The sequence below is a fragment of the Bacillus sp. FSL P2-0099 genome (assembly GCF_038007445.1).
GTDB classification, from domain to species: Bacteria; Bacillota; Bacilli; order Bacillales; family Bacillaceae_G; genus Bacillus_A; species Bacillus_A mycoides.
On record NZ_JBBOXE010000001.1, the window covers coordinates 1,648,261 to 1,663,380 of the forward strand.

Annotated in this window: 18 protein-coding genes and 1 pseudogene; 15 read left to right on the top strand and 4 right to left on the bottom strand. The window is 35.8% G+C overall.

Annotation, left to right across the window (positions count from 1 at the left end):
* Nucleotides 1-5 precede the first annotated feature (5 nt).
* The 15 genes from fliM to MKY90_RS08570 all read left to right on the top strand — a co-directional run bounded on the left by fliM (nucleotide 6) and on the right by MKY90_RS08570 (nucleotide 12,562).
* On the top strand, nucleotides 6-992 hold the full coding sequence (fliM, locus tag MKY90_RS08500; RefSeq protein WP_002011997.1) for a flagellar motor switch protein FliM: 987 nt from the start codon (nucleotides 6-8) through the stop codon (nucleotides 990-992).
* Nucleotides 993-1,002: 10 nt separating this feature from the next.
* The gene (gene fliN / locus MKY90_RS08505) at nucleotides 1,003-1,362 is read left to right on the top strand and encodes a flagellar motor switch protein FliN (RefSeq protein ID WP_002011996.1); all 360 of its coding nucleotides are present in this window, start codon (nucleotides 1,003-1,005) and stop codon (nucleotides 1,360-1,362) included.
* Between the two features lie 12 nt (nucleotides 1,363-1,374).
* Entirely contained in the window at nucleotides 1,375-1,695 is a 321-nt protein-coding gene (locus MKY90_RS08510) for a hypothetical protein (RefSeq protein ID WP_000121176.1), read from the top strand.
* On the top strand, nucleotides 1,692-2,450 hold the full coding sequence (locus MKY90_RS08515) for a flagellar type III secretion system pore protein FliP (protein WP_002126633.1): 759 nt from the start codon (nucleotides 1,692-1,694) through the stop codon (nucleotides 2,448-2,450). Before MKY90_RS08510 ends, MKY90_RS08515 begins: the two co-directional genes overlap by 4 nt.
* Nucleotides 2,451-2,483: 33 nt before the next feature.
* A complete protein-coding gene (locus MKY90_RS08520; RefSeq protein WP_002011993.1) occupies nucleotides 2,484-2,759 on the top strand; it encodes a flagellar biosynthetic protein FliQ in 276 nt (91 codons plus the stop codon).
* Between the two features lie 15 nt (nucleotides 2,760-2,774).
* Nucleotides 2,775-3,536 carry a flagellar biosynthetic protein FliR gene (locus MKY90_RS08525; protein ID WP_001055697.1) on the top strand — a complete coding sequence of 254 codons (762 nt, stop codon included), beginning with the start codon at nucleotides 2,775-2,777 and terminating at the stop codon, nucleotides 3,534-3,536.
* Between the two features lie 10 nt (nucleotides 3,537-3,546).
* Nucleotides 3,547-4,593 carry a flagellar type III secretion system protein FlhB gene (gene flhB, locus MKY90_RS08530; RefSeq protein WP_002126637.1) on the top strand — a complete coding sequence of 349 codons (1,047 nt, stop codon included), beginning with the start codon at nucleotides 3,547-3,549 and terminating at the stop codon, nucleotides 4,591-4,593.
* Between the two features lie 23 nt (nucleotides 4,594-4,616).
* The gene (gene flhA, locus MKY90_RS08535) at nucleotides 4,617-6,683 is read left to right on the top strand and encodes a flagellar biosynthesis protein FlhA (protein WP_341091044.1); all 2,067 of its coding nucleotides are present in this window, start codon (nucleotides 4,617-4,619) and stop codon (nucleotides 6,681-6,683) included.
* A gap of 14 nt (nucleotides 6,684-6,697) precedes the next feature.
* On the top strand, nucleotides 6,698-8,008 hold the full coding sequence (gene flhF / locus MKY90_RS08540; RefSeq protein WP_341091046.1) for a flagellar biosynthesis protein FlhF: 1,311 nt from the start codon (nucleotides 6,698-6,700) through the stop codon (nucleotides 8,006-8,008).
* A 43-nt stretch (nucleotides 8,009-8,051) separates the two neighbouring features.
* Nucleotides 8,052-8,825, top strand: a complete 774-nt coding sequence (locus MKY90_RS08545) for a flagellar basal-body rod protein FlgG (protein ID WP_002064667.1) — start codon at nucleotides 8,052-8,054, stop codon at nucleotides 8,823-8,825.
* A gap of 171 nt (nucleotides 8,826-8,996) precedes the next feature.
* Nucleotides 8,997-10,295 (top strand): NtaA/DmoA family FMN-dependent monooxygenase, encoded by a 1,299-nt coding sequence (locus MKY90_RS08550; RefSeq protein WP_341091049.1) that lies wholly within the window; start codon nucleotides 8,997-8,999, stop codon nucleotides 10,293-10,295.
* 177 nt (nucleotides 10,296-10,472) lie between these two features.
* Nucleotides 10,473-11,309 (top strand): TrmB family transcriptional regulator, encoded by an 837-nt coding sequence (locus MKY90_RS08555; RefSeq protein ID WP_341091051.1) that lies wholly within the window; start codon nucleotides 10,473-10,475, stop codon nucleotides 11,307-11,309.
* A complete protein-coding gene (locus MKY90_RS08560) occupies nucleotides 11,299-12,027 on the top strand; it encodes an AzlC family ABC transporter permease (RefSeq protein ID WP_002186218.1) in 729 nt (242 codons plus the stop codon). The genes MKY90_RS08555 and MKY90_RS08560 overlap by 11 nt, the downstream gene beginning before the upstream one ends.
* Nucleotides 12,018-12,329 (top strand): AzlD domain-containing protein, encoded by a 312-nt coding sequence (locus tag MKY90_RS08565; RefSeq protein WP_002086437.1) that lies wholly within the window; start codon nucleotides 12,018-12,020, stop codon nucleotides 12,327-12,329. The genes MKY90_RS08560 and MKY90_RS08565 overlap by 10 nt, the downstream gene beginning before the upstream one ends.
* Nucleotides 12,330-12,391: 62 nt before the next feature.
* A complete protein-coding gene (locus tag MKY90_RS08570) occupies nucleotides 12,392-12,562 on the top strand; it encodes a DUF3951 domain-containing protein (protein WP_002135439.1) in 171 nt (56 codons plus the stop codon).
* An 82-nt stretch (nucleotides 12,563-12,644) separates the two neighbouring features.
* Here the strand turns inward: MKY90_RS08570 and MKY90_RS08575 are convergent, their stop codons facing one another.
* From MKY90_RS08575 to MKY90_RS08590, 4 genes and pseudogenes are all read right to left on the bottom strand, one after another.
* The gene (locus MKY90_RS08575; RefSeq protein ID WP_340803319.1) at nucleotides 12,645-13,232 is read right to left on the bottom strand and encodes a VanZ family protein; all 588 of its coding nucleotides are present in this window, start codon (nucleotides 13,230-13,232) and stop codon (nucleotides 12,645-12,647) included.
* Between the two features lie 41 nt (nucleotides 13,233-13,273).
* Nucleotides 13,274-13,684: a hypothetical protein gene (locus MKY90_RS08580; protein ID WP_341091054.1), complete on the bottom strand. Its 411-nt coding sequence runs from the start codon at nucleotides 13,682-13,684 to the stop codon at nucleotides 13,274-13,276.
* A 469-nt stretch (nucleotides 13,685-14,153) separates the two neighbouring features.
* Nucleotides 14,154-14,514 (bottom strand): annotated as a pseudogene (locus MKY90_RS08585) (hypothetical protein).
* An 11-nt stretch (nucleotides 14,515-14,525) separates the two neighbouring features.
* On the bottom strand, nucleotides 14,526-15,119 hold the full coding sequence (locus tag MKY90_RS08590) for a dienelactone hydrolase family protein (RefSeq protein WP_328068781.1): 594 nt from the start codon (nucleotides 15,117-15,119) through the stop codon (nucleotides 14,526-14,528).
* Nucleotide 15,120 lies beyond the last annotated feature (1 nt).

Below are 15,120 nucleotides of genomic sequence, written 5' to 3' on the forward strand. Positions count from 1 at the left end.
TTGTCATGAGTGGCGAAAAATTAAGCCAAGAGCAAATTGATGCCCTGCTGAAGGCGGTGAATGAAGGCGAGGAAATGCCAGCTTTCGCACAAGAAGCAGGGAAGCAAGATAAATTTCAAGAGTATGATTTTAATAGACCGGAGAAGTTTGGTGTTGAGCATTTACGTAGTTTGCAGGCAATTGCGTCTACATTTGGAAAGCAGACGTCACAGACGTTGTCAGCGCGTATGCGTATTCCAATTGAACTAGAGCCTTCAACGGTTGAGCAAGTTCCATTTACGAGTGAGTATGTAGAGAAAATGCCGAAAGATTATTATTTATATTGCGTTATTGATCTCGGTTTACCAGAGCTTGGAGAAATTGTTATTGAGATTGATTTAGCGTTCGTCATTTATATTCATGAATGCTGGCTTGGCGGAGATAGTAAGCGTAACTTTACGATGCGCAGACCGCTAACGGCGTTTGAGTTTTTAACGCTTGATAATATATTCTTGCTTCTTTGTAAAAATTTAGAGCAATCATTTGAAAGCGTTGTTGCGATTGAACCGAAGTTTGTAACGACGGAGACAGATCCGAATGCGCTGAAGATTACGACGGCGAGCGATATTATTTCATTATTGAACGTAAATATGAAAACAGAGTTTTGGAATACGACAGTTCGTATCGGTATTCCGTTCTTATCTGTTGAAGAAATTATGGATAAGTTAACGTCTGAAAATATTGTCGAACATTCTTCGGATAAGCGTAAAAAGTATACGTCTGAAGTAGAAGTGAAAGTAAATCAAGTGTACAAGCCTGTTCACGTTGCGGTTGGTGAGCAGAAGATGACAATGGGCGAGATTGAGCAAATTGAAGAAGGCGATATTATTCCGCTGCATACGAAAGTTTCAGACCAACTACGTGGTTATGTAGATGGAAAGCATAAATTTAATTGTTTTATCGGGAAAGATGGAACGCGTAAGGCGCTCCTATTTAAAAGTTTTATAGAGTAGGAGGATCCATATGAAGCATGAAGTATCTCCTGTGTCATTAATGGGATTAGAAGAATTTGCAGGGAAACGAAATGAAGCGGGGAAGGCACATATTGATACCGTTTCAGATATTTCGATTGAACTTGGTGTAAAGCTTGGGAAGTCATCTATTACGCTTGGTGATGTGAAGCAGTTAAAAGTTGGCGATGTTCTTGAAGTAGAGAAAAATTTAGGACATAAAGTAGATGTATATTTAAGTGATATGAAAGTCGGTATTGGTGAGGCAATAGTAATGGACGAGAAGTTTGGTATTATTATTTCTGAAATTGAAGCTGATAAGAAACATGCAGCGCTTATGAAGGCGCAAAATCAAATGCAGGATAAAGAGTAGAGGAGGAGTCATATGTCGTATATGACGACCTTATTTCAAGTCGTTTTACTGTTTGGTGCGCTCGGCTATGGTGCATATTATATGACGAAAAAGACGCGCAAACAGCAGTTTTTTAAGCAAGGTGAAAATGGACACATTCAAGTGAAAGACGGTGTTTATTTAAATCATCAAACGAGCGCCTTTTTATTTGAAGTGGACGGAAAGCAAGTGTTCACTGTTATTAGTAATAACGGTGTACAATCTGTGCAGTTAACAGGAACAGGAAATCAGTTTCAACAAGCGTTAGAAGACGCGGTGAAGAGTGAAACGAAAAAAGTAGAGGATCCATCATGAGAATAAAGAAACAGTTATCGTTATTTGCCGTTATTTTCGCATTTTCTATTATTTTTTCATTTGTTTTTGTAAATCCAGCGTATGCAGCCCCGAACGGCTTTATTAATTTCGAAAATGGAAAAGAGTTTACGAGTAATTCAAGTGTACAACTATTCGCGCTCGTTACCCTTCTATCATTATCTTCTTCTATCGTTCTTTTATTTACGCATTTTACTTATTTTATGATTGTTCTTGGGATTACTCGTCAAGGGCTTGGGGTTATGAATTTACCACCGAACCAAGTGCTTGTTGGACTCGCATTATTTTTATCGCTGTTTACAATGCAGCCAGTGCTTGGTCAATTAAAGAGTGATGTGTGGGACCCGATGACGAAAGAAAAAATAACAGTAAGTCAAGCTGCGGAGACGACAGCTCCGATTATGAAAGATTATATGTCGAAGCATACGTATAAGCATGATTTGAAAATGATGCTGAAAGTGCGTGGAGAAGAGTTGCCGAAAGATTTAAAGGATCTTTCACTGTTTACGCTTGTGCCATCCTTTACGTTAACGCAAATTCAAAAAGGTTTACTTACAGGGATGTTCATTTATTTAGCGTTTGTCTTTATTGATTTAATTATTAGTACACTTTTAATGTACCTTGGGATGATGATGGTACCGCCGATGATTTTAAGTTTACCATTTAAAATACTCGTTTTCGTATATTTAGGTGGATATACAAAAATCGTCGATATTATGTTTAAGACGGTCGCCTGAAGCGTTTGATGCTATGTGATAGGAGTCATATAAATGAATACGTCACCAATTATAGATATTTTCCAAACCTTTTTTTATAAAGGGGTTATGATTTTAATGCCGATTGCCGTTGTAAGTATGATTGTCGTTATTATTATCGCGGTTATTATGGCGATGATGCAAATTCAAGAGCAAACGCTGACGTTTTTACCGAAAATGGCGAGTATTGTGCTCGTTATTATCATTTTAGGTCCGTGGATGTTTCAAGAGTTAACGATGCTTATTTTAGATTTATTTGATAAAATCCCATCGCTATTGCGTTCGTACTAAGATAGGTGAACTGAAATGAATATGGAATTATGGGCGGCGACGTTTTTTGCGTTTTGTCGCATTACTTCATTTTTATATTTTCTACCGTTTTTCTCAGGTCGATCAATTCCGGCGATGGCAAAGGTTACATTTGGACTCGCTCTTTCGATTACAGTGGCAGATCAAGTGGATGTCTCTCACATAAAGACAGTTTGGGATGTAGCAGCTTATGCAGGAACGCAAATTGTAATTGGATTATCACTTTCAAAAATTGTAGAGATGCTGTGGAACATTCCGAAAATGGCAGGGCATATTTTAGACTTTGATATCGGTTTATCACAGGCGAGTTTATTTGATGTAAATGCAGGGTCACAGTCTACTTTACTATCAACAATTTTTGATATATTTTTTCTTATTATTTTTATTTCACTGGGCGGCATTAACTATTTCGTTGCCACGATTTTAAAGTCGTTTCAATATACAGAGGCGATTTCAAAATTGTTGACGACTAGTTTTTTAGATAGTCTACTCGCAACGTTATTATTTGCAATTACATCAGCGGTTGAAATTGCTTTGCCACTTATGGGCAGTCTATTCATTATTAATTTCGTCCTTATTTTAATTGCAAAAAATGCACCGCAATTAAACGTTTTTATGAATGCGTACGTAATTAAAATAACGTGTGGTATTTTGTTTATTGCGATGAGTGTACCGATGCTCGGTTATGTGTTTAAAAATATGACAGACGTATTACTGGAAGAGTATACGAAACTATTTAACTTTTTCTTAACGAAGTAGGGGGACGCGCATGGCAAAGGATAATAAAACAGAAAAGGCCACCCCGCAGAAGCGTAAAAAATCGCGTGAAGAAGGGAATATCGCCCGGAGTAAAGATTTAAATAATTTATTTTCCATTCTTGTATTAGCAGTTGTCGTTTACTTTTTCGGAGATTGGCTCGGTTATGAGATCGCACATTCCGTAGCGGTACTGTTTGATCAAATTGGAAAAAATACAGATTCGACCGAGTATTTTTATTTAATGGGCATATTACTTCTGAAAGTATCGGCTCCTATATTAATACTTGTATATGCTTTTCATTTGTTCAATTATATGATTCAAGTCGGTTTCTTATTTTCTTCTAAAGTACTTAAGCCGAAAGCATCACGTATTAATCCGAAAAACTATTTTACGAGATTGTTTAGTCGTAAAAGTTTAGTAGATATTTTGAAATCACTATTTTATATGGGATTAATCGGTTACGTTTCGTACGTTCTCTTTAAAAAGAATTTAGAGAAGATTGTTAGTATGATTGGATTTAACTGGACAGCGTCACTTACTGAAATTATTAGCCAAATTAAATTTATCTTTCTAGCCATTTTAATTATTTTAATCGTTCTTTCTATTATTGATTTCATTTATCAAAAATGGGAGTACGAACAAGATATTAAAATGAAAAAAGAAGAAGTGAAACAAGAGCATAAAGATAATGAAGGGGACCCGCAAGTAAAGGGGAAACGAAAAAACTTTATGCATGCCATCTTGCAAGGGACAATCGCGAAGAAGATGGATGGTGCAACGTTTATTGTGAACAACCCGACGCACATTTCAGTTGTGCTTCGTTACAATAAACAAGTTGATGCAGCGCCTATTGTCGTTGCAAAAGGGGAAGATGAGCTCGCATTATATATACGAACGCTTGCCCGTGAACAAGAAATACCAATGGTGGAAAACCGTCCGCTTGCTCGTTCTTTATATTATCAAGTTGAGGAAGACGAGACGATTCCAGAAGATTTATATGTAGCTGTAATTGAAGTTATGCGCTATTTAATTCAAACGAAAGAACTTGAAGTATAATAGCGCGTTTGGAGGGGATCTCTTTGTTTAAGATGGATTCTGCAAGAACCTATTTTTCTATCTTTTTAGCAGCGTCATTCGTTGTGGCGCTCTTAATTCCACTTCCACCATTTATACTTGATATCGTTATCGTTTTTCTACTAAGTATGTCAGTGCTTATTTATATGCGAGCTACAAGTATTAACGAGTGGGATGAATTAAAGTCATTTCCGACGATGTTGTTATTAATCGGGATTTTCCGCGTATCGATTAACGTTTCGACGACGCGAGCGATTTTAACAGACGGAAATGCGGGTCATGTTATTGAAGAGTTCGGCCAGTTCGTAATTGGCGGAAACTTATTAATTGGTATCGTTATTTTTATAGTTTTAATCATATTCCAGTTTATCGTTGCAAACGGTGCGTCTCGTACAGCTGAAGTAGCAGCTCGTTTTACACTTGATTCTTTACCAGGGAAACAAATGTCTATCGATGCTGACTTGAATCAGCGTCTTATTACAGAAAAAGATGCACAGGCGAAACGAAAAAAATTAAATATGGAAACAGAGTTTTACGGAGCGATGGATGGTGCCGGAAAGTTCATTAAAGGGGACGTTATTTTCGGGATTGTCATTTTATTCGTAAACATTATTTTCGGCTTAATTGTTGGTATGATGCAGCAAGGAATGAGCTTTGCAGATGCGGCTATTCACTATACACAGTTAACTGTCGGTGACGGAATTGTAAACCAAATCGGTTCGTTAATGCTTGCGATTTCAACAGGTATTATCGTAACGCGTGTATTTGACGGTTCAGCTGATACAGTAACTGAAGGAATCTTTAAAGAGTTATTAGCGCATGAAGTTGTTGTATATGCACTCGGTGGTTTATTTATCGCAATGGGTGTTTTTACACCGCTACCATTTTTACCATTTGCTCTCGTTGGAGGCACGATTATTTTCTTAGGAATTCGCAATAAAAAGCGAATAAAGAAAGAGAAAGAAGACGAGCTTCAACAAGAATTAGAAATGATTCAAGGCGAGGATGAGCAATTACAGCAAGTGGAAGATTCATTCGGAGTCTTTACGGATAAATATCCAATTATCGTAGAGCTCGGTTTAGATTTAGCGGCACTTGTAAAGCAGAAGATTAACGGGGAAACAGCTCGTGATAAAGTTGTTCTTATGAGGAAGTCGATTATTACTGACCTTGGTATTAACGTTCCTGGAATTAACTTTAAAGATAATACGAGCTTTAGACCACGCGGACGTTACATTATTCGTATTAAAGGTGCGAAGGCGGCTGAAGGTGTTTTAAAATCAGGTTATTTACTAGCACTGAAAACACCGAACGTAATGGCTGATTTAGATGCAGAGCCGGCGAAAGATCCAATTTTTGGTGAAGATGGATATTGGATTTTGGAGCATATGGTACAAGATGCACAAATGAAAGGCTATCAAGTGTTAGAGCCGCTCAGCATTTTAATTACGCATTTAGATGTTGTCGTTAGACGTAACCTTCATGAGTTAATTCAGCGTCAACATGTGAAAGACTTGATTCACTCGCTTGAAACTGATAATGGCGTTTTATTAGAAGAAATTAAAAAGAAAGAAATCGATTTATCACTTGTTCAAAATGTTATTAAACAACTGCTGAAAGAAGGAATTTCAATCCGTGATTTACCAACGATTATTGAAGGTATTATTGACGGGAAAGAAATTTATCAAAACCATGTTGATGGTGTAACGGCGTTTGTTCGTGAATGTATTTCAAAAGTTATTTGTGAGAGTGCGAAAAATCCGGATGGGAAAATTTATGCAGCGCTTTTCGCTGATTCAATCGAGTTAGATGCGGATGTTGTTAATAATTCATACCAAGGTTATTTATTAAACTGGGATTTAGATTTAGAAACGCGAGTAGTAGAGCAAGTACAGCGCGTTTTCAAACAAGCTCGTTTAATGGGAAGAGAGCCAGTATTATTAACACGCAGAAAAGATTTCAGGTTTGCGATTGTGAGACTTCTTGAACGTTATCAAATAGAAGCTAAAGTATTATGTATTAGTGAATTAGCACCAGAAATTGTTGTAGATCAAATTGCTTATATTGAATAGTAGGAGGTGAAGTAATGGAAAGTACAGAAAAAAAAGAAGCGTTAATGCGAATAAAAGCAGCTTCGAAAAATGAATTGTATCGAAAATTATTTGACCAATATGGTACAGATTATTACTACGTTGTCGATGAAAGTGTAAAACGAAATATCCCGTTTTTTTGGAAAAAGAATTATGAAATGTTAGTCGCTTTTCCTGAAGGTAAACAGGATGAAAATAGCGAAGGAACAACTCAATTTCATGAACAATTAATGGATGTTGTAAATGAACCTTCAGAAGAAATTGTGAAGGCAAATGGAATTCAATCGGTCTTGCACAATTTAGAAAACGTAACGACTTCTATGTCATACGCAGCGATGCAAACAGGAAATAGTGAAGAATGGGCAAGAAAAAAAGAGAAACTATTACAACTGTTTGAAAAAGGTATTGTCGTTGTGAAACATACAGAAGAGACGAAAGTAGCTAAAAAACAGCCTGTTGTGAAACAAGCTATTTCTGTAAAGAAAGAAGAAGTAGTTATAAAAAAAGAAAAACAGGAATCTGTACCATTTATTATTCAAAAAGTAATTCGGATGTTAGAACAAAACGATGTGGAACAATATTTCATTCATGCATATGCTGAAAAATTAAAAGTGAAGTTTGAGAATGCAACGATGATTACAGAAGAAGAAGTCATCGGATACATATTGGAAGATATGAGATCTCATTTTAATACTGAAAACGTATTTGAGAAAGAGGTACAAACAATTGCATTAATCGGTCCAACTGGCGTTGGAAAAACGACGACACTTGCGAAAATGGCATGGCAGTTTCACGGTAAGAAAAAAACGGTTGGTTTTATTACGACAGATCACTCTCGCATCGGGACAGTACAGCAACTGCAAGATTACGTAAAAACAATTGGAGCAGAAGTTATCGCTGTGCGAGATGAACCCGCAATGGCAAGGGCACTTACTTATTTTAAAGAAGAAGCTCGCGTCGATTATATTTTAATAGATACGGCTGGAAAGAATTATCGTACGTCAGATACAGTTGAAGAAATGATTGAGACGATGGGGCAAGTAGAGCCAGATTATATTTGTTTAACGTTATCTGCTTCTATGAAAAGTAAAGATATGATTGAAATCATTACGAATTTTAAAGATATTCATATTGATGGAATCGTATTTACGAAATTTGATGAAACAGCGAGTAGTGGTGAATTGTTAAAAATTCCAGCAGTATCATCAGCACCAATTGTATTAATGACAGACGGACAAGACGTGAAGCAACATATACATATCGCTACAGCTGAACATTTAGCAAAACAAATGTTACAAACATCGTAAGAAAAGAGGTGAAGAATAAGGCGCTTGCCTTATTCAAACGAGTATGAACGGTCTTTATATAGGTTCTATGGGTATGATGAATTACATGCAGCATATTAATGTTCATTCGAATAACGTCGCAAATGCCCAAACCACAGGATTTAAAGCAGAAAACATGACTTCTAAAGTATTTGATGTGCAAGATACATATCGCCGCGGTGACGGTGCGATGACAAATATCGGTTCGGTCGATTACGCTGTCGTACCAGCTGCGACGCATGTGAACTTAGTGCAAGGAAATATACAAATGACAAATAGTGCTACAGATTTCTTTTTAGACGACGGTGCGGCTGGCACATCATCATTTTTCGTTACATCTAAAAATGATGAAACATTTTTAACGAGAGACGGTAGTTTTACATTAAATAGTGATCGTTATTTACAAACAGCATCTGGTGCTTTCGTAATGGGTGAGAATAATGAACGTATTCGTATTCCAGAAGGAGCAAAGGTAGCTGTACAAGCAGACGGTACATTATACGATGAAGTAACACAAAATAATATTGGCCGCTTGCAAACGAAAACAGTAGATGCAGAAACGAATGCTCGCCTTGTGCAACGAGAAAATAAAAGTTTTACACTAGCAGAAGGTAACCTTGCTGATTTACCGAACGGAACAGGAATAGTAAAAAATCATATGCTAGAAAATTCAAATGTAGATATGACGAAAGAGATGGCAGATCTTATGTCGAGTCAAAAAATGATTCAAGCATCGCAACGTATTATGACTTCGTTTGATAAAATTTATGAAAAAGAAGCAAATGAAATATTGAGATAAAGGACTTCCCGTTAGCGGGAGTCTTTTTTGTTATTGCATTTATTTCAGTAACATCATAAAATGATATTGATAATCATTATCATTTTATGATGTTATAAAAAATACAAGATGTGATGGTCGCATCACTTGTTTAACTAGGTGAATCAAAAACTAAGGGGAAGGTGTGTACATATGTCTACAAAAAAACAGCTTTGCATTGGACTATGTTTGATTTCTAGAAAGAAAGAACAAGAGAGTATGTTTAATTCAGGGATAGATGAACAAGTAGAGTTGGCACTACAGGCAGAAAAGGCTAAGTTAGATTTTGTTTTTAAAGCGGATTATTTAGTGGCACATCCAGATTTAATTGCACGTAATAAGGGGAATGTAATTTTAGATCCGACATTATTGTTTACTGCCATTGCTTATGCGACAGAAAAGATTGGAGTCGTTACGACCGCTTCAACATCATTTTATCCACCGTATATACTAGCGAGGCAACTACAATCTTTAAATTGGATTAGTAACGGCCGAGTAGGTTGGAACATTGTCACATCAATTGATGGTGCTGAAAACTTTGGTGAGACAGGGATGCCACCATCTGAGGAACGATACGCGAAAGCGGCAGAATGTACAGAGTTAGTAAGAAAACTTTGGAGGAGTCATCCTTATGAAGTTTTGAAAGAAGACAACGCAGATGTAATTAGAGAGATGGTACAGCCAATTGAGCATCGTGGTGAGCATTTTGAGGTGAAAGGTCCACTTAATATCCCGCAACATATTTCTGGGGAAATGCCTTTATTTCAAGCGGGTGCTTCAGAGTCTGGCCGGAATTTCGCTGCTTCTGTTGCGGATGCGATTTTTGCCGCAATGCCAGATGTAGAATCAGGAATCGAACTTCGTCAAGATTTAAGAAGAAGAGCAGAAAAGCATGGCCGAAAGCAAGATGATATACGTGTATTGCCTGGTTTATATTTCTTTATTGGTGATTCATATGAAGAAGCACTAGAAATGCACAGGCAAGCTCATCAACATCTCACAAAAGAGAAGAGATACGCTTTACTCGAAATGGTTCTCGGATTAGATGTTAGAGGGATGCCATTAGAAAGTAAGGTTACTGAACATATGCTACCAAGTAGAAATCAAGCTGTACGTAGTAAAACGCATGCCGAATTATTACGGAATTTCATCATAAAAAATGAACCAACTGTTGAGCAAATACTAGAACGACCAGAAGTTGTTGGTTCTGCTCATTGGGTCGCTATAGGCACACCACAAGATGTTTGTAAGCAAATTATGGAAAGATTTGAGGCAGGGGCACTAGATGGATTTATTGCAATTCCAGGGGGACCTCCAAAATCATTGGATTTATTCTTTAGTGAAGTCATTCCTTTATTCGTGAGAGCAGGTGTATTTAGAGAAGAGTATACAGGTTCAACCTTACGTGAGCATTTGGAGGGTAATATATCAAATGCTCTACAGTTGAAATAATTCATTATGCACAAAAAGCCTTTCAAAAGAAGGCTTTTTATTTCGAATAAAAATTCGGAATTGTCAGTTGACTTGTAGAGGCTTCTTTTTTATATTAGTAGGTATAGCAATAACTACTAATGGAAAGTGAAATCGTAGTTTTGAAATTAGAGCTATATAAATTGTGAGGGGTTACCGATGGATGAAATAATAAAGGAGTTACAAAAGTTAGGTTTTTCCCAGTATGAATGTAAAGCGTATATTGGTTTATTAAAACATTCCCCAGTAACAGGTTATGAAGTGAGTAAACAAACAGGCGTACCTCGTTCGATGATTTATGAAGTACTTGGCAAGTTGATGGATAAAGGAGCGGTGCATATCGTTCCTTCTGAACCAGTGAAATATGTACCAGTGCCAGCTACGGAATTAATGGATCGAATGCGAAAAGATTTTGAAAAGTCCTTTGAATTTCTAGACCGAAAATTAAATTGTTTAGAACAAGAGCGACAAATTGATGTAATTTCGCATATTCGCTCAAATGATCGTGTTTTGAAAGAAATATGCAATATAATTAATAGAGCAAAAGAAGAGTTATGGATTTCTGTATGGGAAAATCAAGTGCACGAGATTGAGCCGTTCATTCATCAAAAGGAAGCGGAAGGCGTACATATTTTTTCAATTTTATTTGGTGATCCAGAAACAAAAATAGGAGCGACATTTCACCATAATTATATGACACCTCACGTCGTTGAAAAGAGAATGGGTGGTCATTTAACTGTTATCGCGCGTGATGGGGAAGAAGTATTAATTGCTAACTTTTCAAATGATAGCACTTCATGGGCCGTTACAACGTATGATCCAGCTTTAGTTCTCGTCGCTACAGAATATGTTCGGCACGACATTATGGTGGAGGAGATTACGAAGGAGTTTGGAGCTGATAAATTAGATACATTATGGCGTGAAAACATAGATTTAGTTCATGTCGTAACAGGAAAACGTACTATGGAAGAAATGGAGGGAGATAATGGTGAATAAAGCTCAAGCACATATGACACTGCAGAGCGATGATTCATTTCAGCAAGGTGTAAAGGATTGTTTACCAACTGTATTTGGATATTTGAGCATCGGTATAGCGGCTGGTGTTATTGCGAAAACAGCAGGTTTCTCGATCATAGAAATTGCTTTTATGTCCACATTAATTTACGCAGGTTCTGCTCAGTTTATATTAGCGGGTATGTATGCAGCGGGTGCCCCAGCCTCGGCAATTATTTTTACTGTGTTCTTTGTTAATTTACGTCACTTATTAATGAGTGCTGCACTCGCACCTTACTTCACCAAGATACCTCTTTTTAAAAATTTAATAATTGGTTCGCAAATTACAGATGAAACTTTCGGCGTTGCAGTGCAACAAGCAGCACAAAAAGGCTATTTAGGCGAGAAATGGATGTTGGGACTTAATGTAACAGCATATTTAAATTGGATTTTAGCTACAGTTCTCGGAGGGCTTTTTGGAGAGTGGATACCAGATCCTCATACGTACGGAATGGATTATGCGTTACCAGCGATGTTTATCGGATTATTTGTACTTCAGCTAATAAGTAGTAAACCGAAACTAGCCATTCATCTAAGTGTTGCAATTGTAGCGATTATTATCGCATACGTTTCACACTTATTTATGCCAGATAGTATAGCAGTTATTATCGCAACACTTTTAGCTGCGACAATCGGGGTGGTGATTGAAAAATGGAAGTAAGATTGGACGTATTATTCCTTTTACTAGCAGCCGGAGCTGTCACACTCGTACCACGTATTTTACCTCTTCTCGTATTTAGTAAACTACAAATTCCAGACTGGGGTTTAAAATGGTTAAATTACATACCAATTGCGATATTAGCAGCACTTTTAGCACAAGTATTATTTATGCATGAGACAGTGCAGTGGGATTATATCATTGCGGCAATTCCTACATTTTTCGTAGCGATATATACTCGTAGTTTATTAGGAACAGTATTAACAGGAGTCATTGTAATTATTTTGTTACGTTTATTTTTCTAAAAAGGATTCAGCTCATATAATAGCGAAAGGTGTAATAACATGAAATATATAGGGGTGGTGTTATGATACTTTTAACGATAGGCGCTATTTTATTAACGGTATTCATTTTCTTTATTATCGGTTTTATTACGTTTATGATGGTGGTTGATAAGGCGACACCTCAAATTTACTACACACCTTGTGAATCAGTAACAGTGAAATCTAAAGGTAAAAATAGAAGGAAGAAAAGTTGATGTTGGGCTTTTCTCTCTTCTATTTTTTTTGCTTTATAATGTTCTATAAAACGTTATAGAACATGCTAATGTAAAAGGGAAGTCATGTTGAGGAATTGTTCGTTTCATAAATATATCTTAAAAAGGAATTCAATTTAATATCAAGTTTGTGTATAAATGTTCTATACACAAGGGTAAAGCCTTTTGATATACCATACCCTAAAATGACACCCATACAATTAAAAATTACATCGTTTATATCGACATATCGAAAAGTGAATCCGGCATAAAGTGCTGATAAAAGTTGTAGATTTTCTAACAAGAACCCTAAGACAATTCCTGATAAAACAACTTGTTTGAAATTCGTCTTTTTTATGTAAGGAAAACCAAAGCCAAAAGGAATTGTTAGTAGTATATTAAGTAACGATGTTGTTATAGCGAAATGCTCCGTGTTGAATGGTATAAAATTAGCATCTCTCCAAACATTTTGTCCAATTTCTTTTTTCATATTTTCATCTATAATAATTGGGAATTGGGTATAATTAAGTACTACACAAAGGTACAAATAAAATATTGAAAAAAATAGTAAGTACATGTTCCTCTTTTTTAGGTGTAACTTAAAAAAGAGGAGTGAAAATAACCATATAATAAATGCTCCAATAAGAATAAAACCATCAAAGTCAATTAGCATTTTTAAAATCCCTCATATTTTCATAGTTTAGTAGCAATATTTTAATTAGATATTTTTCCGTTCCCTTTTACATTCTGTCCATCGTCATTTGTTTTCCAAATAAATAAGTAGTATTCATTTGAATTTGTATCAACATTGTATGCACCAGAGAAAGATTTATTTATGCCGCCATTAACTGTTCCATAACTAGGGTCCGAACCCCATGCAGATCTGTACAGAGTATATTTTACATCGTAAGGTCCCATCGCTCCTCCATCAGTAGAATATACATATGCGCTCCCGTTGATATATACACTTCCTTTAGACAGTGTGTGGAACTGTTTGTTTTTACTGCCATCCACCACTCGATAGTCCATTTTAAAACTGTAACTACTAGATGTTGCTAATGTTGGTATAGCGAAACATGTCATTAAAGTTAAAGCTGTAATAATAGAAAAAATTTTTGTTTTCATGTTTTTCTCCCTGTTATTTTATTATTGAGAGGCCTTCTCAATAAAGAGAGTAATCCATCTTACCTAATGTGTGAATAACTAGTTATAAAGATTTATAATTTTTACATTGGTTTTACAATCATTAAGAAAATGCTATTTAATTTCAATCTGTTTAAGACAAAACAGTTCAATTGTTTTAAAAGTGATTAATGAATTCATTAAAATTGGTATGATTATATGGGGATCATGAATATACGACTTCAAAAGTATATTGAGGAGAATGAAGCAGCTGAACAATTCCTTGATACTATGAATTTCTAAGTTTAAAAGACCGTGGAATGATTTCAAGAAGAGAGTGTAAAATAGATGAGATATAATAATTACATAAAAATTAAGGAGAAATTAATAGACCCGAACTTGGTATTATACCAAGTTCAGGTCAAAGCTGTTAATGAAATAAAGTGATTAGGTTTTTAATAGCGTTTCATAGTCACATTCTGGAAGTAACTAACAACAATAACCCAAATAGAAAACTAATAAAGGAAAGAAAACCGATAGATACGGAGAAAACACGATTGTTTTTCCATTCGCGTGAGAAAACGATAAAGCCTAAAACGCAAAGGAAAAACCAAATGGGCAGGAATATGAATTCACTCACTTTCTCAGGTAGTAATGAATAAAAATTTGTTAAATATAATATCCAATTAGCAAAAAAACAAAGTGCATACGATGAATGATTGTAAGTAGGGACGTTTTAATAATGTCCCTTTTTTAACGTTTATAAAAATGAGAGCTAATGCTGAAAGAAAGGGAATTATTATGAAAATGAGTAATAGTAATGTTAGTGACATATGAAGCTCCTTTATAAGATTGTCTTCATAAGAAACGAATCTATTATTTTGTATGCTTGCTTTGTAGATTCCTTGTTATATTTTTCAGTGTATGGATTTAAAAATCCATGTTCACCTTGTAGTTGTTTTATTTCTAATAAAGGATTATCTTGTTGCTGTAATGTTTTCATTAAGGAGCATACTGAAAAATTAGTTTCTTTTTCAGGGAAAATAAGTAATGTAGCACACGAAGGTTTCACGTGAACATAGTCGCGTATACGAGAACCGTAACAACCAATGATAAAATCTATTTTTGAATTGGTACTACAGAGCCAAGCGATTGTTGCCCCAACGCTAAAACCAAGAAGTCCTATATGTGTGTAACTATTGGAAAGGCTAGTAATGAGTTCTTCAATTTGCTCTTTTCCATCATCAAATCCAATGTGATTCATAAAATGATGATATGCTTTTTCTTCATCACTATAATGAAATGCTTGTTGTAATTGTAGAAGATTAGGACAGAATACATCTATATGAGATGTATTGAAGTGGTCAATAACATGATGCATATGATCGTTCACACCGTATATTTCATGAACAGAAACGAGAGCTAATTTTTTCTTCATA